An 18973-nucleotide genomic window follows, 5' to 3' on the forward strand; every position below is an offset into this window, starting at 1 on the left:
GAGGTCCGATTGAGCTCACCCTCCCGGCGTTCCGTGCTGCGCGGCCTGGCCCTCGCCGCCGCTGCGGCGAGCGTCCCGCTGCCCGCCCTCGCCGCATCCCCCGCTTCCGCCTCGCCCGCCGGGTACGTCCCGCCGCTGCGTCAGATGCGCGGCATGTGGATCGCCTCGGTCGTCAACATCAACTGGCCGTCCAAGCCCGGGCTGACGCCCGAGCAGCAGCAGGCCGAGCTCACGGCCTGGCTCGACCTGGCCGTGGCGCGCCGGCTCAACTCCGTGTTCGTGCAGATCAGGCCGACCGCCGACGCCTTCTGGCCGTCGCCGTACGAGCCGTGGTCGCAGTATCTGACCGGCGTCCAGGGGCAGGACCCGGGCTACGACCCGCTGGGCTTCGCCGTCGAGGCGGCCCACCGGCGAGGGCTCGCGTTCCACGCCTGGTTCAACCCGTACCGCGTGTCGATGCAGGCGGACCCGGCCAAGCTGCACCCCGACCACCCCGGCCGCCGCCATCCCGAATGGATCGTGCCGTACGGCGGGAAGCTCTACTACAACCCCGGAATCCCGGAGGTCCGCGCGTTCGTGCAGGACGCGATGATGGACGCCGTCACCCGCTACGACATCGACGGCGTGCACTTCGACGACTACTTCTACCCGGTCAACACCACGGCGTTCGACGACAGCGCGGCCTATGCGGCGTACGGCGCGGGCTTCCCCGACCTGGCCGCCTGGCGGCGGAACAACGTCGACCTGCTCGTCCGGGAGATGCAGCGGCGTGTGCGGAGGGCCAAGCCCGAGGTGATCTGGGGCATCGGCCCGTCGGGCATCTGGCGCAACAAGGCCACCGACCCTCTCGGCTCCGACACCAGCGGCGGCCAGTCGTACGACAACCTGCACGCCGACACCCGTGGCTGGGTGAAGAAGGGCTGGCTCGACTACGTCGCGCCGCAGCTGTACTGGTACATCGGCCAGTCGAACGCCGACTACGTCAAGCTCGTCCCCTGGTGGTCCGACGTGGCCGCCGGCACCGGGGTGCAGCTGTGGATCGGCCAGGCGGCGTACAAGGCGGGGACGGCGGGGCAGCCCGCCGAGTGGTTCCAGCCGGACGAGCTCGCCCGGCACCTCACGCTCAACCGGGACCATCCGGAGGTCGGCGGAGACATCTGGTACAACGCGGCCGACGTCCGCGACGACCGGCTCGGCTCGATCAGCGCGGTCGTGAGCGGGCACTACACGCGGCCCGCGCTCGCGCCGCTGCTGCCCAGGCTCGCGGGCGGCGAGCCGCCGCGCCGTCCCGTGCTCGCCTCGGCCCGGCGCGTGAGCGGGGGCGTCGAGCTGCACGTCGAGGCGGCGGGTCCCCGCGCCCCGTTCCAGTTCGCCGTCTTCCGGTTCGACCGGCCCGCCCGCCGGCAGGACTTCGCCGACGCGACGCACCTGGTCGCGGTCGTCCCCGCGGGCAGGCACGTCCGCTGGGTGGACCCCGACGGCGCGCCCGGCCACCGCTATCACGTCACGGCGGTGGACCGGGCATCCCGGCAGAGCGAGCCGAGCCGCGAACGCAGGGTGCCCTGACGCAGGGTGCCCCGAAGCATGGTGCCCAAGAGCAGCTGCCCTGAAGCAGGTGCACTGAGCGGGGTCCGCGGGCCGTGGCGCTCTCGGCGGGACGTGCCCGAGTGCCACGGTTCCGGCCAGACGGTGTACGGGCCGTCAGACGGTGTACGAGCTCTCAGGCGGTGCGGGCGTCGTACGTCGTGCGGTGGGCGAGCACGTCGTCCATGTGCGCCTGGGCCCAGGTCTTCAGGCCGCGCATCATCTGCTGCAGGGAGAGACCGAGGTCGGTCAGCTCGTAGGTGACCGTGACGGGCACGGTCGGCGTCGCGGTGCGGGTGATCAGACCGTCGCGTTCCAGGGAGCGCAGCGTCTGCGTGAGCATCTTCTGACTGACGCCGGCGAGCAGCCGGGACAGTTCCGAGTAGCGCATCGGCTGGGGCTCACCGTCGCAGCCGCCGCCCAGCGCGGCCAGGATCAGCGTGACCCACTTGTTGGAGATCCGGTCGAGCAGTTGCCGGCTTGGACACGCCGCCAGGAAAGCGTCGTATTCCATCTTGGCCTGCTCCCTCTTCTGGGCCGCCGTCATCGTCGCCATCGACCGCTCCTCAACCCGGGGGTGCCTTACGCACTCCGAAGTGCGTACTTCCCGCCAGGATGTTACCGATCCAAGATGCAGCAGGGGGGCCGTGAGGCACCACCATTCAGCTCACGATGAAAGACAGAGGCATGAGCACGCTCTCCATTTCGCTTCCCGGCGGCATCTGGACTCTGGGCGACCTGACCGTCACCCGGTTCGGCTACGGCGCCATGCAGCTCGCCGGTCCCGGGGTCATGGGCCCGCCCGCCGACCACGACGGCGCACTGGCCGTCCTGCGCGAGGCCGTCGACCTCGGCATCACCCACATCGACACCGCCGACGCCTACGGGCCGCGCGTCACCAACCAGCTGATCCGCGAAGCGCTGCACCCCTATCCGGGCTCGCTGCACATCGTGACCAAGGTCGGCGCGACCCGCGACGAGCAGGGAGGCTGGCCCCCGGCCCGCCGGCCCGACGACCTGCGCCGCGCCGTCCACGAGAACCTGGAGAACCTCGGCCTCGAGGTGCTGGACGTGGTCAACCTCCGGCTCGGCGACGCGCAGGGCCCTCAACCCGGGTCGCTCGCCGAGGCGTTCGAGACGCTCGTCGACCTCCAGCGGCAGGGCCTGATCCGCCACCTCGGCGTGAGCAACGCGACGGCGGAGCAGGTCGCCGAGGCGCGCTCGATCGCGCCGATCGTGTGCGTGCAGAACATGTACAACCTCGCCCACCGCCAGGACGACGAGCTGATCGACGAGCTCGCCGAGCAGGGCATCGCCTATGTGCCCTTCTTCCCGCTCGGCGGCTTCAGCCCGCTGCAGTCCTCGGCGCTGTCGGCCGTGGCCGCCCGGCTGGACGCGACGCCCATGTCCGTCGCCCTGGCCTGGTTGCTGCGGCGGTCGCCGAACATCCTGCTGATCCCCGGCACCTCGTCGGTGGCACACCTGCGCGAGAACGTCGCGGGCGCCGGGCTCTCCCTCTCCGACGAGGACCTCGCCGATCTGGACAAGATCGGCCGCTGAGACGCCGGCCCGTACGGCCGGGCGGCGCGGGCCGGGGCTTGCGGGATCAGCGGGCGGGGGCGAAGCCGGCGAGGCAGGCGTTGAGCGCCTTCCACGCCTGCCAGGCCCTCGTCGCCCCGAACTGCGCGTTGAAGCGCAGCACGGCCCGCACGTCCTCGGCTGACGCGCCGGCCCCGAGGGCGCGGCCCACGTGGATGCGGAACGTCTCGTCCAGGGTCTGATAATGCACGTCGACGCTCATCGTCACGAACGCCCGCTCACGGATGCTCAACGTGCCCGGCCCCTGGACGCCCCGCATGCGCGACTGCAGGTCGAAGTACTCCAGGAAGTACGGGTCGAGCCCGCTCAGCTCGGCACGCACCGGCTCGGGCAGCGGGGTCGGCGCGGCCCCGGGGCCGGTCTCCAGCAGTTCCCGGGGCAGCGGTTCGGCGTCCGGGCGGGGCAGCCCGGCCGCGGCCTCGACCTCGGCGAGCCGCTCCAGGGCGGCCAGTGCGGCGGCGTACCCGCTGTCGTAGGAGACCAGGCGCAGCAGCGCCCGCATGTCCGCGGTGGACAGGCCGCGCCGCAGGCCCTCGCGGACGTGCATCTCGAACGGTAACCCGAGGGCGGGCTGGCAGACGTCCGCCACCAGGGCCAGGAAGACCTTCTCGCGGTCGGACAGCTCGGGCACCGCCCAGCAGTGTCCGACGCTGGCGGCGGCCATCTGGGCGAACACCGGGTCCATCCCGTCGATCACGTCGAAGTCGGTCGGAGTTTCCACGGACACAAGACTCGCTCCCTTTGTAAACGACTGTAGCGCTACGACTGTAGCGTGATGACCCTCCTCGTACAATGGGCCGGTCATGGAAGCCACCCCAACTCCGGCAACCGGGCCCCCGGCCCCCGCCGCCCGCCGCCGCCCGAACGCGCGCGGGCAGGGCGAGCGGCTGCGCGAGGAGATCGTCGCGGCGGCCATGCGGATGCTCGACGACCTCGCCGACGACGAGGCGCTGTCGCTGCGGGCCGTGGCGCGCGCCGTGTCGATCGCGGCCACCTCGGTCTACCTGCACTTTCCCGATCGCGACGCGCTCGTGCTCGCGGTCCTGCGGCGCTGCCACGAGGAGCTGGTGCGGACCGGCGACGAGGCCGACGCGGCGCAGGAGGACCCCGCGGGCCGGCTGCGCGCGCGCATCCTCGCGCAGGCCGCCTGGGCGCACGAGCATCCGGGCCTCTACAAGGTGCTGCACGAGAGCGCCGTCCACCGCCGGCTCGGCATGCCGTTCAAGGAGGTGCTGGTGGCCAGGACCACGGAGGCGGTCCAGCGCTGCATGGACGCCGGCATCGCCCCGCGCGACGACGCCGCCACGGTCGCCATCGACCTGCGCACCGCCGTGAACGGCATGCTGTCGCAGCGGATCAACGAGCCCGACCTGCCCTGGCCGCCCGCCGAGGAGCAGATCGACCGATTCCTCACCAAGCTCGTCGGCCTGCCGCCGAGAGCCGGCTAGCGGTTCTGGCGAGGTGGTCATGCGCGTGCTCGGGCTGATCTCGGGGACCTCCCACGACGGGATCGACTGCGCGCTCGTCCGCTGGTCTGCGGACGGCGACCTGCTCACCGGGGTCGTGGAACACACCGGCACGGTGCCGTACCCTCCCGGCCTGCGGGCCGCGATCGTCGCCGCGCTGCCGCCGAACAGCACGGACATGGGCGAGGTCTGCCGTCTCGACACCCTCGTCGGGCAGGCGTTCGCCGAGGCGGCGGCGGGCTGCCCGCCCGCCGACCTCGTCTGCTCCCACGGGCAGACGCTGTATCACTGGGTCGAGGAGGGGCGTGTGCGCGGGACGCTCCAGCTCGGTCAGCCAGCCTGGATCGCCGAACGGCTCGGCGTCCCGGTCGTGTCTGACCTGCGGGTGCGCGACGTGGCGGCAGGCGGACAGGGCGCGCCGCTCGTGTCCGCCTTCGACCTGCCGCTGCTCGCCGGACTGCGCGAGCCCTCCGGGCCGCAAGGGCCGCCCGAACCCCTCGGACCCCGGGAGCCGCACGGGCCGACCCCGCCGTCCCCGCCGGTCGAGCCGCCCGTATCGTCCGGATCGCACGGGTCGCGCGGGCCGGCTGCTCCGCCCGGTCGCGCGGGCGCCCTCAACCTCGGCGGCATCGCCAACCTCACCGTGGCTCCCACGGCCGGCGAGCCTCCGCTCGCCTACGACACCGGCCCGGCCTCGGCGCTGCTGGACGCGGCCGTGCTCGCGGCCACCGGCAGGCCGTACGACGAGGACGGCCGGCTGGCGGCGACGGGGAGGGTGCACGAGGGGCTGCTGGCCGAGTTGCTCGCCGAGCCCTACTATCACCGGCCGCCGCCCAAGACGACGGGCAAGGAACTCTTTCACGCGGGCTATCTGGAGCGGGTGGCCGGGCCGTACGCGCTGGGGCTGCCGGATCTGCTGGCGACGCTCGCGGCGCTCACCGCCGAGACGGTCGCGGCCGAGATCCGGCGGCACCGGCTCGGCACGGTGGTCGTGTCCGGCGGCGGGGTGCGCAACCCGGCCCTGATGCGCGCGCTGCGCGAGCGGGCCGCAGGTGTGCGGCTGCTGCCGAGCGACGACCTCGGTGTGCCCTCCGACGCCAAGGAGGCGATCGCGTTCTCCTATCTCGGCTGGCTGACCGCGCACGGCCTGCCCGGCACCGTGCCCGCCTGCACCGGCGCGGCCGGGCCGCGCGTGCTCGGCACGATCACCCCTGGGCGCGGGCCGCTGCGGCTGCCCGGACCGCTGGGCGCGCCGCCCCGGAGCATCCGCATGGGCGCTGTTGACCCTGACACCGTGTGAGGCGCTGGAATCGGCGGCACCATGTTCATCATCGGAGACTTCGCCAGGCACGGCCGCGTGTCGGTCCGCATGCTGCGCCACTACGACGCGATCGGGCTGCTCCGCCCGGCCCACGTCGATCCCGCGAGCGGCTACCGCTTCTACGAGGCGGGCCAGCTCGCCCGGCTCAACCGGATCACCGCGCTCAAGGACCTGGGCTTCACGCTCCGGCAGGTGCGGGAGGTCCTGGACGGGCGGGTGAGCGCCGAGGAACTGCGCGGGATGCTGCGGCTGCGGCAGGCGGAGCTGGAGGCGGCGGTGGCCGCCGCCACGGCACGGCTGGCCCAGGTCGAGGCGAGGCTCCACGCGATCGAGAGTGAGGGACACATGAACACCGACGACGTGGTGGTCAAGCGCATCCCGGCGGTCCGGGTGGCCGAGCTGAGCGCCGTGGCGCGCAGCTACGAGCCGGAGGACATCGGCCCGGTCGTGGGCCCGTTGTTCGACGAGCTGTGCCGGAGGCTGGGCGAGGCCGGGGTGACCGCGGTGGGGCCGGGGATCGCCTACTACGAGGACGCCCCCGGCGGCGACGGCATCCTCGCGCACGCCGCGATGCCGGTCGCGGTGCCGGTCGCGGTGGCGCCCGGGGACCGTCACGACTTCGCGGTCGTGGACCTGCCCGCGATCGAACGGGCCGCCACGATCGTGCACCGGGGGCCGATGGACGACGTCCTCCCGGCCGCGCAGACGCTGGCGCGATGGATCGCCGACGGCGGCCACCGCTCGGCCGGGTACGCCAGGGAGCTCTACCTGGAGGCCGGGGAGGACCCCGCCCGGTGGGTCACCGAACTCCAGGAGCCGCTCGCCGGCTAGAAGGACCACGTGAAGCGCGTTGTCCGGCACGCCGCCGGCTCGGACGTCAGTCCGCTCCAGGGGCCTCCCGGCCGGCCTCCGCCCGTACGGACAGGAAGCGGGCGGCCTCGTCGAGCGCCTCGTCGGCCTCGTCGAGATGGCCGAAGTGGTTCTGGAACACGTGCGGCACCTGCGCCCAGACTCGCAGCGTGACGTCCACGTCGTCCGCGGCGGCGCGTGCGGCGAGCCGGACGGCGTCGTCCAGCAGCAGTTCGTTCGAGCCGGCCTGCACCAGCAGCGGGGGCAGGCCACGCAGGTCGGCGAACACGGGGCTCGCCAGTGGCTGGGCGGGGTCCTGGCCGGCCAGGTAGTGGGTGGCGAACGCCTGGATCGCCTCCGGGGTGAAGATCGGGTCGGCGTCCTTCTTCGTGCTCATGCTCTGCCCGCCGAGTGTCAGATCGACCCACGGGGAGAAGACGACGGCGCCCGCCGGCCGCGGCAGGCCGGCGTCACGGGCCGCGATCAGGGTGGCGACGGCGAGCCCGCCACCGGCGGAGTCTCCGGCGAGCACCAGTTCCTCCGGCCGCACGCCCTCGTCGAGCAGTGCCCGGTAGGCGGCGAGACCGTCGTCCACCGCCGCGGGGAAGGGGTGTTCGGGGGCCAGCCGGTAGTCCAGCGACGTCGTGCGCAGCCGGGCACGGGACGCCAGCTGGGCGGCGATCCCCGTGTGCGTGCCGGGCGACCCCAGGACGTAGCCGCCTCCGTGGAGATAGAGCAGCCGGCCGCGACCGGCGGTGGCCGGGGTCAGGTCGAGTGCGGGTCGGCCGCCGAGCTCCGTCTCGCGCACCGCCACGTTGTCGGGCCCGGGCCGGGAGAGGGCGCCGGCGAATCCGGCGCGCTGCTCCGCCAGCGTCGGGTTCGGGTGGACGGGGGCGTTGCGGTGCAGGGCGTCGACGGCCTCGCGCTGCTTGCGGGTCATCCGGACCTCCATAGGTCGGGGTGAGAGGATGGATTACCTGGAATGCACTTGTGAGACCTGCAACCCGATTCCCTGGAAGATGATTCCTTGGAATCTATGAGAGTGGTAACTGTGACGGACGTCACTCGCCTGTTCGTCGACCTCGTCCGCGTCGAGACCCGGCTGTACAACGCGGTGAGCGACCGGCTGCGCGCCGAGCACGGCCTCAGCCTGGGCCAGTTCGAGTTTCTGGAGATCATCGACCACCGCCCCGGGTGCCGGGTGCTCGACATCGTGCGCGAGGTGGGAATCACCGTCGGCGCCGTGAGCAAGGGGGTGGACCGGCTCGAGAGCACGGGCTGGTGCGTGCGCGCGGCACACCCCGAGGACCGGCGGTCCTCCGTGCTCAGCCTCACGCCGGAGGGCGCGCGGATCCTGGCCGCCGCACGCCCCACGGTCGCGGACGAGCTGGCCGCCCGCACGGCCGCCGTCCCCGCCGCCGACCTCGCCCGGACCGCCGCGACGCTCGCCGCCCTGCGCGCGGAGCTGGAGGAGCGCCGCCAGGACGGGCCCCCGTGACCCGCCGGTTCAGGGCGCGTCCTCCTCGCCGGCGGGTTCAGGGCGCGGACTCATAGCCAGCCGGGTTTCACCAGGCCCGACTCGTATGCGATGACCACGAGCTGGGCCCGGTCGCGGGCGTGGAGCTTGGTCATCGTCCGGCTCACGTGGGTCTTGGCCGTCGCCGGGGACATGTAGAGCCTGGCGGCGATCTCGTCGTTCGTCATGCCGGTGCCCACGAGCGCGAGCACCTCCCGCTCCCGCTCGGTCAGCGCGTCGAGGCTGGTCGCGATGCCCGGCTCCTTGGCGCGGGCGACGTATTCCGCGATGAGCCTGCGCGTCACGCCGGGGGACAGCAGGGCGTCGCCGGAGGCCACCACCCGGACGGCCTGGATCAGCTCGGCCGGCTCGGTGTCCTTGACCAGGAAGCCGCTCGCGCCGCCGCGCAGGGCCTCGAAGACGTACTCGTCCAGCTCGAACGTCGTCAGCATGATGATCTTGACGTCGGCGAGGGCGGGATCCTCGCCGACGCGGCGGGTGGCCGTCAGGCCGTCGGTGCCGGGCATGCGGATGTCCATCAGCACCACGTCGGGGCGCAGCTCCCGGGTGAGCCGGACGGCCTCCTCGCCGTCCCCGGCCTCGCCCACGACGGTCATGCCCTCCTGCGCGTCGAGCAGGGCCCGGAACCCGGCCCGTACCAGCGCCTGGTCGTCGGCGAGCAGGACGCGTATCAATTCGGCTCCTTCTGTCCGTCGGATGAGGGGAGGGGGAGCGGGAGGTGGGCCTCCACCCGGAAGCCGCCGCCCGGCCGGGGTCCGGCCGTCAGCGACCCGCCGAGCGCGGCGGCCCGCTCCCGCATGCCGGGGATGCCGTTGCCGCCGCCCAGGCCCGTCTCGGCCCGCGCCGCGCCCGCGCCGTCGTCCTCCACCGTCACGACCAGCTCCTCCGGCCCGTACGCGACGCGGACGGTCACCCGCGAACCGGGCGCGTGGCGTGACACGTTCGTCAGCGACTCCTGGACGATCCGGTAGCCGGCCCGGTCGACGCTCGCGGGCAGCGGGCGCTCCCGCCCGGCGACCTCCAGCGTCACCGGCAGGCCGCTGCGCCCGGTCAGGTCGGCCAGGTGGGCCATCCCGGCGGTGGGAGAGCGCGGCGCGCCGTCCCTGAGCAGGTCGAGCACGCCGCGCATCTCGGTCAGCACGTCCTTGGACGCCTGCTTGATCGTGCTCAGCGCGGTGCGGGCCTGCTCGGGGTGGTCGTCCAGCAGGTGCAGCGCGGTGGACGCCTGGACGTGGATCAGCGAGATGTTGTGGGCGAGCACGTCGTGCAGCTCCTGGGCCATCGTCAGTCGTTCCTCGCTCGCCTGCCGCCTGGCCTCCTCCCGCTCGACCCGCTCACGTTCGGCGAGGCGCTCGCGGCGCACGCGGTAGAACTCCGCGACGGTCAGCGTGAGCAGCAGGTACGCCGCGACGGCGGTGTGGTGGAAGAGGCTCGCCCGGTGGGGGATGAGCCAGGTGGCATAGGCGACCACGAACAGGAAGAACGCCGCCGACGACAGCCACGCCGCGCGGCGGTGCCCGGACAGGACCGCGTTGAAGATCACGATGACCGGGCTGAGGAACACGGGCCCGTACGCGTAATTGAACAGCATGTAGACCGAGGTCGCCGTCAGCGTGACGGCCAGCGCGGCGACCGGGTGCCGGCGGCGCAGCGCGATCGCGAACGCCCCGACCAGCAGCAGCGTGTAGCCCCACCAGGTCAGCGGCACCCGCCCGAGGTCGGGATTGCGCAGCTGCCAGTATTGGGCGCCCATCGACAGGAACACCTCGACGATCCCGACGATGACCGGCAGGACGGGATCGATGCGGTGATACAACGCGGAACCGGGGCGCACACCCCGCACGCTAGGCCATCGCCGCAGGCAGCCGCATCCGCCAGCCGCCGCAGTCCGCCGTACGCCGGAGGGAGTACGCCCCGCTCACCGCTCCGGCGGCGTGAGGCGGTCGCACGGCCCCTCCGTCGCCCCGCTCCCTCTCCAGCCCCGTTCCTCGGGCTCGCCCGGCAGTCGCCGGACGTCCAAATGCGGACAATTTCGCAGCGCTTCGTACGGACCTGAGTCATGCTGGAGTGATCGCGCGTGTGGTGGAGGTGCCGGGTATGAGGAGCGTCGTCGTCACTTCGCTGGGACTGGTCACGCTGGCGGGCCTCCTCGCCCCGCCCGCCCGGGCGGGCGTGCATCCTCCGCCTCCGCAGGAGGTCAAGCGGCCGGTCGCGGAGGGGTACGGCGGGGCCGTGGCGACCGTGGACCTGGACGCGAGCAAGGCCGCGCTCACGGTGCTGCGCCAGGGCGGCAACGCGATGGACGCGGCCGTGGCGGGGGCGGCGGCGCTCGGCGTGACCGAGCCCTACTCGGCCGGGCTCGCCGGGGGCGGCTTCATCGTCTACTACGACGCCCGCAGGCGGAAGGTGACCACGATCGACGGGCGGGAGACCGCCCCGCAGGCGATGACCTCGACGACGCTGGAGGGCATCCCGTTCGCGGAGGCCGTCACCAGCGGGCTGTCGGTCGGCGTGCCCGGCAGCGTCGCGCAGTGGGAGACGGCGCTGCGCGAGTACGGCACGATGTCGCTGCGGGAGGCGCTGCGCCCCGCGATCGACATCGCCGAGAAGGGCTTCGTCGTCGATCAGACGTTCTACGACCAGACGCAGCAGAACGCCGAGCGGTTCGCCGACTTCACCTCGACCGCGTCGCTCTACCTGCCCGGCGGGCAGCCGCCGCGGGTCGGCTCGGTCTTCCGCAACCCCGACCTCGCGCGTACGTACCGCGAGCTGGGGATCCGCGGCCCGTCCTGGTTGTACGGCGGGGCGCTCGGCCAGGAGATCGTCGCCACGGTGAAGAAGCCGCCGGTACGCGAGGGCGCCACCCGGAACGTCCGGCCCGGGCTCATGGAGGTGTCCGACCTCACGGCCTACCGGGCGCTGGAACGGCCGCCCACCAAGGTCACGTACAAGGGCCTCGACGTGTACGGCATGGCGCCGCCGTCGTCGGGCGGCTCGACCGTGGGGGAGGCGCTGAAGATCCTCGAGGCGCTGCCGAAGGTCGGCCTGCACGAATACCTGGAGGCCTCCCGGCTCGCCTTCGCCGACCGCAACGCCTACGTCGGCGACCCGGCGTACGTGGACGTGCCCCTCGGCGCGCTGCTGTCCGACGGGTTCGCCAAGGAGCGCGCCTGCCTGATCGGCCCGCGGGCGATGGCGCACCCCGCCGAGCCCGGGTCGCCCGACGGGTCCTACTCCTCGTGCGCGCAGGGGGATCCGGCAGCTCAGGGGGCTCCGGCGGCCTCGGCGCCCGAGGAGAAGAAGGAGGGGCCGGAGACCACCCACCTCGTGGTGACCGACCGGTGGGGCGACGTCGCGGCCTACAACATCACCATCGAGCAGACCGGCGGCAGCGGCATCGTGGTGCCGGGCCGGGGCATTCTGCTCAACAACGAGCTGACCGACTTCACCTTCGGCCCGGCGCCGGGCGACCCGAACCTGCCCGCGCCCGGCAAGCGCCCGAGGTCGTCCATGGCCCCCACCATCGTGCTCAAGGACGGCAGGCCGCTGCTCGCCGTCGGCTCGCCCGGCGGCGCGACGATCATCACGACCGTGCTGCAGATCCTGGTGAACCGGCTCGACTTCGGCATGTCGCTGCCGGACGCGGTGGCCGCGCCGCGGGCCTCCCAGCGCAACACCGAGGTGACCCAGGCCGAGCAGGCGTTCATCGACCGGTACGGCAAGAAGCTGGGCAAGCTGGGCCACACGTTCGCGGTGCCGACCACGCCGCCGGCCGGCGAGATCGGCGCGGCGACCGGCCTGGAGTTCCTCAGGAACGGCCGGGTGCAGGCCGTCGCCGAGCCGGCCTTCCGGCGTGGCGGGGGCAGCGCCCTCGTGGTCAGCACACGTCGCTGATCCGGTCAGCCCGCGTCGCCGGTCCGGGCGCCGATGAGCTCGTAGGCCTCCGGCTTCACCTTCCGGGTCCGTGCCCAGTATTCGAAGGTGAAGCCGGGCCAGAGCGTCCGGTTCTTGCCGTGCTCGTCCAGATACCAGCTCACGCAGCCGCCCTCGCTCCACACCAGCCGGTCGAGCCGCCGCTGCAGGCGGTCGTTGTAGGCCCGCTGCGCCGACGGCCGTACGTCCAGGGCCCTCGCCTTGGTTCTGGACAGCAGCCGCAGGCAGTCCAGGACGTACCGGACCTGCGATTCGATCATGAAGACGACCGAGGTGTGCCCGAGCCCGGTGTTGGGGCCGAGCAGGAAGAACAGGTTGGGAAAGCCCGCGGTGGTGACGCCGTGGTAGGCCTCGATGCCGTCGCGCCACGCGTCCTGGAGCTTGACGCCGTTCCTGCCGACGATGCGCTGCTCGTTGAGGGAGTCGACCACGCGGAAGCCCGTGCCGTAGACGATCACGTCCACCTCGTGCTCGCGCCCCGCCGCGTCCACGACCGACCGCTCCCTGATCTCGGTGACCCGGTCGGTGACCAGCTCGACGTTGTCCCTGGTCAGCGCGGGATAGTAGTCGTTGGACAGCAGGATGCGCTTGCAGCCGATGGTGTAGTCGGGCGTCAGCTTCGCGCGCAGCCCGGGGTCGGGCACCTGCCGGGCCAGGTGCCGCTCGGCCATCGCCTGGTGGACCTTCATCAGCCGGGGGTCGATCGTGAAGCCCACGGCCCGGGTCTCCAGCAGCCAGTAGACGGCGTCGCGCACCAGACGGGCGCCGACCGGCGTCTCCATGGCCCGCTTCAGCCGCCCCTCGATCGGCAGGTCCGGCTTCGGCTGGATCCACGGAGGGGTGCGCTGGAACACGGTGAGCCGGCTCGCCTGCTCGGCGACGACCGGGACGAACTGGACCGCCGACGCGCCGGTGCCGACGACCGCGACGCGCTTGCCGGTCAGGTCCGTGGAGTGGTCCCACTGGGCGGAGTGGAACGCCGTGCCGGTGAAGCGCTCGCGGCCGGGGATCTCGGGGAACGACGGCACGTGCAGGGCGCCGATGCCGGACACGACGGCGTGGGTCTCGAACGTCTCCCCGTCGCCGGTCGACACGCGCCACAGGGCCCGCTCGTCGTCGTACTCCAGCCCGCAGACCTCCGTGTCGAACCGCAGGTGGGGCTCCACGCCGTACTTGCGGGCGCAGGCCCGCATGTAGTCCCAGATCTCCTCCTGGGGGGAGAACAACCGCGACCAGCCGGGGTTGAGCTCGAACGAGAACGAGTACAGCGGCGAGGGGACGTCGCAGGCGCAGCCGGGGTAGGTGTTGTCCCGCCAGGTGCCGCCGAGCTCACCGGCCTTCTCCAGGACCACGAAGTCGTGGTAGCCGGCCTCCTTGAGCTTGATGGCCATGCAGAGCCCGGCGAACCCGGAACCGATGATCGTGACGCCCGGACTGGGCATGCGTCCTCCCCGCCCTATTGGAACATCGTCCAATATATTCGCGTCCGTACGCCGGGGTCCAGCGGCGCCGTCCCGGGCGCAGCCCCCGCACAATCCGGCAGCGCGGTCCGGCAGCGCGATCCGTTGTGGAGGCGTTCGCGGCTCTCCGTCACCTTATGTGGTACCAGTCCGTTTTCGGGCCGGCGGTACGCCTGAACGGGCCGCGCGGGGCATGACAAAGCCGCCGACGGGCGCGGTCGTCGGCGGCTGGTACAGGTATGTCAGCGAACCAGGAGGTAGGCCACCACAGCGAGGATCACGACGAGCGCCGCGCCGACGGCGATCCAAATCGGCAGGCGGGACGGCTGCTCGTTGGACGCCGCCGAGTCCTGCTGCTGCGCGAAGGCACGGAAAGCCTGGGTGTTTCCGGCCGGGTCGATCTGAGGGTCGGACATGGCCAAGACTCTAGCGACACACGGTGTGCCACGGCTGTGATTTGTCGGATTTTGCCCTCCGGTGGCGCTTGACTTGGGGCTCCTGCTCGCCGTCGCCCGTGACACCGGCGCGGATACCGGACCGGTACGGCCGGCGGATAGCGTTGTATGCATGCTCCGCACCCTCCTGGCTCCCCGGCTGGTGGCCCTGCACCTGCTGGTCATCGGGGTGCTCGTGTCCTTCACCTTCCTCGGCCGCTGGCAACTCGGCGTCTTCGAGGCGTCGGGCGCCCCACGGCGGGCCCCCGACCCGGCGCCCGTCGCCGTCACCGAGCTGACCCAGGTGGGCCGGCACGTCAGCGGTGCCGCGATCAGCCGCAAAGTGACCGCCACGGGGACCTACGACGCCGCGGACCAGCTGCTGGTGGCCGATCGGGTCGCCGACGTCGACGCCCCCGGCGGCAGGGCGGCCCGGGGGAGCGGGTTCTGGCTGCTCACCCCGCTGCGGCTCGCGGACGGCACGGTCGTCCCCGTCGTACGCGGCTGGGTCGCGGCGGCGGCCGACCCCGCCGCGGCCGTGCCCGAGGGCGCCGTCACGGTGACCGGGCGGCTGCGGCCTGCCGAGCAGACCGACGACGTGATGCGCAACGGCAACCTGCCGCGCGGCCAGGTGGCGACCGTGTCGACGGCCGAGCTGATCAACCTGTGGCCGGACGCGCGGGTGCGGGACGGGTTCGTCGTCGTGACCGCCCAGGAGCCGCCGTCCCGCGCCACGCCGGTGGCCGTGTCCCCGCCGACCCAGGGCGGCGGCTTCACCTGGCGGAACCTGGCCTACGCCCTCCAGTGGTGGATCTTCGCGCTGTTCGCCGTGTACATGTGGTTCCACTTCGTCCGCGACGCCCTGCGCGGGCGGCGGAATCGGGAGGAGCGCCGGGAGCCGGAGGCCGCCGAGCCCGCCGCGCATGTGGAGGCCTGACGGGCCCTGGAGCCCGGACCGCCGCCTCGCACGGATATCGTGTGGTGACCGTTTCCCCAGCACCCAGCAGAGGTATTGATCGACGTGGAATCCGCGCTCAACTTCTACCGCGTCCTGGCCTACATCGTCGGCGTGATGCTGCTCGTGCTGTGTGCCGGAATGATCGTCAAGTACGGCTTCGACAACGGCACGATGGTCGCGGTCGTCGGGCCGATCCACGGCTTCCTGTACATGGTCTACCTGGTGGCCGCGATCAACCTGGGCCTGATCAAGGCCCGTTGGCCGGTCGGCTACCTGCTGCTCGTGCTCGTCGCGGGCACGATCCCGTTCCTGTCGTTCGTCCTGGAGCGGAACGTCACCGAGCGGGTCCGCAGGAGGATCGCGACCGCCTCGTAAGCACCGCCTCGTAAGCACAGCCTCGTGAGCACAGCCTCGTGTGCGTCGGCTCGTGAGCGCCGGCTCGTGAGCGCCGCCTCGTAAACGCCGCCCCGCTCGTGAGCGCCGGCCCGTGAACGCGGCAGGCCGGGCGCCGTGACGGCGCCCGGCCGGGAATGCGCGCGAGCTCTGGAACAGGCCGCTCAGCGGAACCGGCGGATCAAGGGAGCGGACTGTTCAATGGAACAGGCTGTTCAGCCGCCGATCTGGCGCCGGCGAATGCGCCGCAGCCGCGCCCGCTGCGACTCGTCCAGCATGAAGTAGGCGACGATCGGCGCTCCCAGCGCGCCGATCGCGATCAGCCAGGCCAGGAGCGTCGGCAGCGGAAGGATGAAGACCAGCACGGCCACCACCGCCGCGCCCACGTAGTACTTGCCCAGTGGCGACATCGTCAGGCCTTTCGTGTCGGGTCCGGCGCGGGGCGTCGTCCCGCGTCGCTGGGAGAACGTCCGAGGTCCGAGCCGAGTTCCATGCCGAGTTCCGGCGGACGGCCGGGGGAGGAGACGCACGGCTCCGGCTCCGGCTTCGCCGTCCGTCGAACGACGCCTTCGGCGAGGCGTGCCGCGTGGTGGGTTCGGGGCCGTGCCTGGGCATCGGCCCCGGCGAGGGCCAGCCGACGAGGCGACCAGGCCGCGGCGCGGCGGCCCCCGGGGAGGACTGGTCGTCCCCGGCCCGGCTCCGCGGCGTCGCGTCCGGCGCGGGCCGGTGCCGGGCGTGCGGCTCGGACCCCGGCCCGCGCACTCACGTGGGCCGGGGTTGCGATGCCGCGGGCGCGGACCCCGGCTGCGGCGGAAGCCCGGCCCGGGGCGTTCGCTCTTCAGGTCGAGCCGGGGTTGCGATGCCGCGGACCCCGGCTGCCGCCGCTCCGCGGCTACTGCGGCGGAAGCCCGGCCCGGGGCGTTCGCTCTTCAGGTCGAGTCGGGATTCCGATGCCGCGGACCCCGGCTGCGGCGGCTCCGCCGCGACCCCTGCGGCGGAACGCCGGTGGCTCAGCCCTCGCCGGACTCCTGCTTGCCCATCGCCTTGCGGATCAGATCGCGGGCACGATCCATGATCGCGATCGGCGTTCCCATCAGGATGTTCTCGGTCGCCGACTCGACCCCGGGGTGCGGATGCGTGGGCGCCATCGCCTCGGCGGCCTTGACACCCACGGCCATGGCCCTGCGCTCGGTCTCGGACGTGCTCGCTTTGAGCTCGGAGAACTCGTAGCGCTCCTCGGCGGCGGCGTGGGCGAACACGGCGGCCCGCAGCCTCTCGAGCTCCCGGGAGAACTCCGCCGTCGTCACGTCCATGTCGTCGAGGCGGCTGAGCAGTTCCTTCGCCTCTTCCTCCTCCTGCAGACGGTTGTCCACGATCGTGTCGCCGCCGACCAGCTTGTGCCGCGCGTAGGGGTGGACGATCTCCTCCTCCGCCGTCTCGTGAACGGCGAGCAGGCGGACGAGGCGGCTGAAGGCCTCCTTGCGCTCCTCCCCCTGGCATCTGTCGACCTCGTCGAACAGCTCCCGGATGAGAGCGTGCTGGTGCGTCAGGAGTTCGATCACGTCGTTCTCCCGCATGGTCTCCGGCCTTGACTGGCGGTCCATTAGCGCCTCCTTCCTGGTCATATCGGGGCTACCCGTAACCGGGGAGCGAAACCCATGACCTGCGGATTCGGCGCGGTGGGGCCGCATGATACGGCGCGCGGGACGGGCACGGCGACCCGGCGCGGAAACGTGTGGGCGGGGCGCCGTCCCCGGCGGCTCAGGTGTGCTGCCGCGAGGTCAGCCACTCCTCGTGGGCCGCGAGCAGCCGGGACCACAGAGCGTCCTTCTCCGCGGCGCCGACGTCGTCCAGCGTCATGCCGTAGACGTCCGCGAGCGCGGCGAAATAATCCTCGCGGCGCTCCAGCGTCACCGACGCGTCCGGCCCGCCCCCGGCCGGCGGAAGACCGACGCGCGTGAGCACGAGCCCCCTGAGCAGGTCGACTCCGGCCGTGTCGCGCCGCTGCACGGATGCCACCCGGACGAACCCCGACTGGGGGGAGGTGGACAGCCATTCGTGCTTGGCCTGGAAGGCGCCCATCTCGGTCGGTCCCGGACGGAAGTCCATGCCGCTGAAGCTGCCGCGCGGATCGTGGTCGAACCGCCAGCCGCCCGGCTCGGCCTCCGACCGGCGTAGGGCGTACCGGAACGGGCCCTGCCGGTAGACGCCCTCGACCAGGGGGATCGGCTCGTGGATCGCGTCGCCCAGCCCGGCGTCGACCAGCCATCGCCCGCCGGGATTGGCGTCCGTCGGCAGGCCGCTCACCGTCAGGGCCAGGTGGTTGCCCGTGGCCCCGGCGGCCTCCTCGGGCGAGCCCTGGACGCCGCCGAAGTGCTGGATGACCGCGTAGCCCAGCAGCCGCAGGAGCACCGAGAAGGCGCCGTTCAGGTGGCAGCAGTATCCACCGCGCCCGCGCATGATCCGCCGCCACGACTCGGCCGGGTCGATCGTGGTCGGCCGGCCCAGCCAGATCTGCAGGTTCTCGTACGGAACCCGCTCGACGTGGGCCGCCTGGAGCCGGAACAGCTCCTCGACGCTCGGCGGGCCGCTCGACCGCAGGCCGAGCCGTCGCAGGTAGTCCTCCACGTGCAGCGTCCGATCCACACCGCCACGCTAGCGCGGGCGGCCGACGTTTCCGGTGCACGGGATCTGCACATTTCCGGACGGCACCTCTGCACAGGGGGGATCTACGCTTCCGTGCATGGCAACCCCGCAGCAACGCCGTGTCCTCGTCGTCGAGGACGACGACACCATCGCCAACGCCGTACGGCTCCGGCTCGTGGCGGAGGGCTTCGAGGTCCGCGTCGCGAGCGACGGCGAGGGGGCGCTCGCGGCCTATGCCAAGGCGGAGCCCGACGTCGTCGTCCTCGACCGGCTGCTGCCGGGCCTGGACGGGCTCGAGGTGTGCCGCAGGATGCAGGCGGCCCGGCCGGTGCCGGTGCTCATGCTCACCGCGCTCGGCGAGGAGACCGATGTGCTGGTCGGCCTGGGCGTGGGCGCCGACGACTACATCACGAAGCCGTTCAGCATGCGGGAGCTCGTCGCGAGGATCCACGCGCTGCTGCGGCGGGTGGAGCGGGCCAGTCTGCTGGCCCACGAGGACACGGTGATCAGGATCGGCGACGTCGAGATCAACACGGCCGAGCGCCGGGTGTTCGTCCGGGGAACCGAGGCCCAGCTCACCCGGACCGAGTTCGACCTGCTGCGGCGTCTCGCCGAGCGGCCCGGCCACGTCTTCGAGCGCGAGCGGCTGCTGTCGGACATCTGGGGCTTCTCCGAGGCCGCCGCGACCCGGACCGTGGACAGCCACGTCCGCGCCCTGCGCCGCAAGCTCGGCCCGGAGGTCGTCCGTACCGTCCATGGCGTGGGATACGCGCTCGTCCGTCCGTGACGCGCG

20 protein-coding genes are annotated in these 18973 nt (G+C 72.6%); 10 read left to right on the forward strand and 10 right to left on the reverse strand.

What is annotated here, in order from left to right:
* Positions 1–9: 9 nt before the first annotated feature.
* Entirely contained in the window at positions 10–1566 is a 1557-nt protein-coding gene (locus AAH991_RS33840; RefSeq protein WP_346230001.1) for a glycoside hydrolase family 10-like protein, read from the forward strand.
* Between the two features lie 154 nt (positions 1567–1720).
* On the opposite strand, the gene AAH991_RS33845 is transcribed toward AAH991_RS33840, so the two are convergent.
* Positions 1721–2140 (reverse strand): winged helix-turn-helix transcriptional regulator, encoded by a 420-nt coding sequence (locus AAH991_RS33845; RefSeq protein WP_346230002.1) that lies wholly within the window; start codon positions 2138–2140, stop codon positions 1721–1723.
* 131 nt (positions 2141–2271) lie between these two features.
* Between AAH991_RS33845 and AAH991_RS33850 the strand changes: the two genes are divergently transcribed.
* Positions 2272–3144, forward strand: coding sequence for an aldo/keto reductase family oxidoreductase (locus AAH991_RS33850; protein WP_346230003.1), 873 nt, complete (start codon positions 2272–2274; stop codon positions 3142–3144).
* 46 nt (positions 3145–3190) lie between these two features.
* Here the strand turns inward: AAH991_RS33850 and AAH991_RS33855 are convergent, their stop codons facing one another.
* Positions 3191–3904: a carboxymuconolactone decarboxylase family protein gene (locus AAH991_RS33855; protein ID WP_346230004.1), complete on the reverse strand. Its 714-nt coding sequence runs from the start codon at positions 3902–3904 to the stop codon at positions 3191–3193.
* Between the two features lie 82 nt (positions 3905–3986).
* Between AAH991_RS33855 and AAH991_RS33860 the strand changes: the two genes are divergently transcribed.
* From AAH991_RS33860 to AAH991_RS33870, 3 genes are read left to right on the forward strand one after another with little or no spacing between them, the layout of a single operon-like run.
* Positions 3987–4631, forward strand: coding sequence for a TetR/AcrR family transcriptional regulator (locus AAH991_RS33860; protein WP_346230005.1), 645 nt, complete (start codon positions 3987–3989; stop codon positions 4629–4631).
* A gap of 19 nt (positions 4632–4650) precedes the next feature.
* Positions 4651–5949, forward strand: coding sequence for an anhydro-N-acetylmuramic acid kinase (locus AAH991_RS33865; protein WP_346230006.1), 1299 nt, complete (start codon positions 4651–4653; stop codon positions 5947–5949).
* 21 nt (positions 5950–5970) lie between these two features.
* Complete coding sequence (locus tag AAH991_RS33870; protein WP_346230007.1) at positions 5971–6801, forward strand: MerR family transcriptional regulator; 831 nt, start codon at positions 5971–5973, stop codon at positions 6799–6801.
* Positions 6802–6847: 46 nt separating this feature from the next.
* On the opposite strand, the gene AAH991_RS33875 is transcribed toward AAH991_RS33870, so the two are convergent.
* Positions 6848–7759 carry an alpha/beta hydrolase gene (locus AAH991_RS33875; protein ID WP_346230008.1) on the reverse strand — a complete coding sequence of 304 codons (912 nt, stop codon included), beginning with the start codon at positions 7757–7759 and terminating at the stop codon, positions 6848–6850.
* 111 nt (positions 7760–7870) lie between these two features.
* On the opposite strand from AAH991_RS33875, the gene AAH991_RS33880 reads away from it, so the two are divergent.
* On the forward strand, positions 7871–8317 hold the full coding sequence (locus AAH991_RS33880) for a MarR family winged helix-turn-helix transcriptional regulator (RefSeq protein WP_346230009.1): 447 nt from the start codon (positions 7871–7873) through the stop codon (positions 8315–8317).
* Between the two features lie 50 nt (positions 8318–8367).
* On the opposite strand, the gene AAH991_RS33885 is transcribed toward AAH991_RS33880, so the two are convergent.
* A complete protein-coding gene (locus AAH991_RS33885) occupies positions 8368–9030 on the reverse strand; it encodes a response regulator transcription factor (protein WP_346230010.1) in 663 nt (220 codons plus the stop codon).
* Positions 9027–10190 carry a sensor histidine kinase gene (locus AAH991_RS33890; protein ID WP_346230011.1) on the reverse strand — a complete coding sequence of 388 codons (1164 nt, stop codon included), beginning with the start codon at positions 10188–10190 and terminating at the stop codon, positions 9027–9029. Before AAH991_RS33890 ends, AAH991_RS33885 begins: the two co-directional genes overlap by 4 nt.
* Positions 10191–10453: 263 nt before the next feature.
* On the opposite strand from AAH991_RS33890, the gene ggt reads away from it, so the two are divergent.
* On the forward strand, positions 10454–12250 hold the full coding sequence (gene ggt, locus AAH991_RS33895; RefSeq protein WP_346230012.1) for a gamma-glutamyltransferase: 1797 nt from the start codon (positions 10454–10456) through the stop codon (positions 12248–12250).
* A 5-nt stretch (positions 12251–12255) separates the two neighbouring features.
* Here the strand turns inward: ggt and AAH991_RS33900 are convergent, their stop codons facing one another.
* Positions 12256–13731, reverse strand: a complete 1476-nt coding sequence (locus tag AAH991_RS33900; protein WP_346230013.1) for a flavin-containing monooxygenase — start codon at positions 13729–13731, stop codon at positions 12256–12258.
* A 260-nt stretch (positions 13732–13991) separates the two neighbouring features.
* Positions 13992–14165, reverse strand: coding sequence for a hypothetical protein (locus AAH991_RS33905; RefSeq protein ID WP_346230014.1), 174 nt, complete (start codon positions 14163–14165; stop codon positions 13992–13994).
* Positions 14166–14316: 151 nt separating this feature from the next.
* Between AAH991_RS33905 and AAH991_RS33910 the strand changes: the two genes are divergently transcribed.
* Together AAH991_RS33910 and AAH991_RS33915 are read left to right on the forward strand one after the other, a co-directional pair.
* A complete protein-coding gene (locus AAH991_RS33910; RefSeq protein WP_346230015.1) occupies positions 14317–15120 on the forward strand; it encodes an SURF1 family protein in 804 nt (267 codons plus the stop codon).
* 84 nt (positions 15121–15204) lie between these two features.
* Positions 15205–15516: a DUF3817 domain-containing protein gene (locus AAH991_RS33915; protein ID WP_346230016.1), complete on the forward strand. Its 312-nt coding sequence runs from the start codon at positions 15205–15207 to the stop codon at positions 15514–15516.
* Between the two features lie 233 nt (positions 15517–15749).
* Here the strand turns inward: AAH991_RS33915 and AAH991_RS33920 are convergent, their stop codons facing one another.
* The 3 genes from AAH991_RS33920 to AAH991_RS33930 form a co-directional block, all read right to left on the reverse strand.
* Entirely contained in the window at positions 15750–15944 is a 195-nt protein-coding gene (locus tag AAH991_RS33920; RefSeq protein WP_079319271.1) for a tail-anchor membrane protein, read from the reverse strand.
* A gap of 600 nt (positions 15945–16544) precedes the next feature.
* Complete coding sequence (locus AAH991_RS33925; protein WP_346230017.1) at positions 16545–17138, reverse strand: hemerythrin domain-containing protein; 594 nt, start codon at positions 17136–17138, stop codon at positions 16545–16547.
* Positions 17139–17295: 157 nt separating this feature from the next.
* A complete protein-coding gene (locus tag AAH991_RS33930) occupies positions 17296–18180 on the reverse strand; it encodes an arylamine N-acetyltransferase family protein (RefSeq protein WP_346230018.1) in 885 nt (294 codons plus the stop codon).
* A 97-nt stretch (positions 18181–18277) separates the two neighbouring features.
* On the opposite strand from AAH991_RS33930, the gene AAH991_RS33935 reads away from it, so the two are divergent.
* Positions 18278–18967 (forward strand): response regulator, encoded by a 690-nt coding sequence (locus tag AAH991_RS33935; RefSeq protein WP_346230019.1) that lies wholly within the window; start codon positions 18278–18280, stop codon positions 18965–18967.
* Positions 18968–18973: the final 6 nt, after the last annotated feature.

This window comes from Microbispora sp. ZYX-F-249 (genome assembly GCF_039649665.1).
Classification (GTDB): Bacteria; Actinomycetota; Actinomycetes; order Streptosporangiales; family Streptosporangiaceae; genus Microbispora; species Microbispora maris.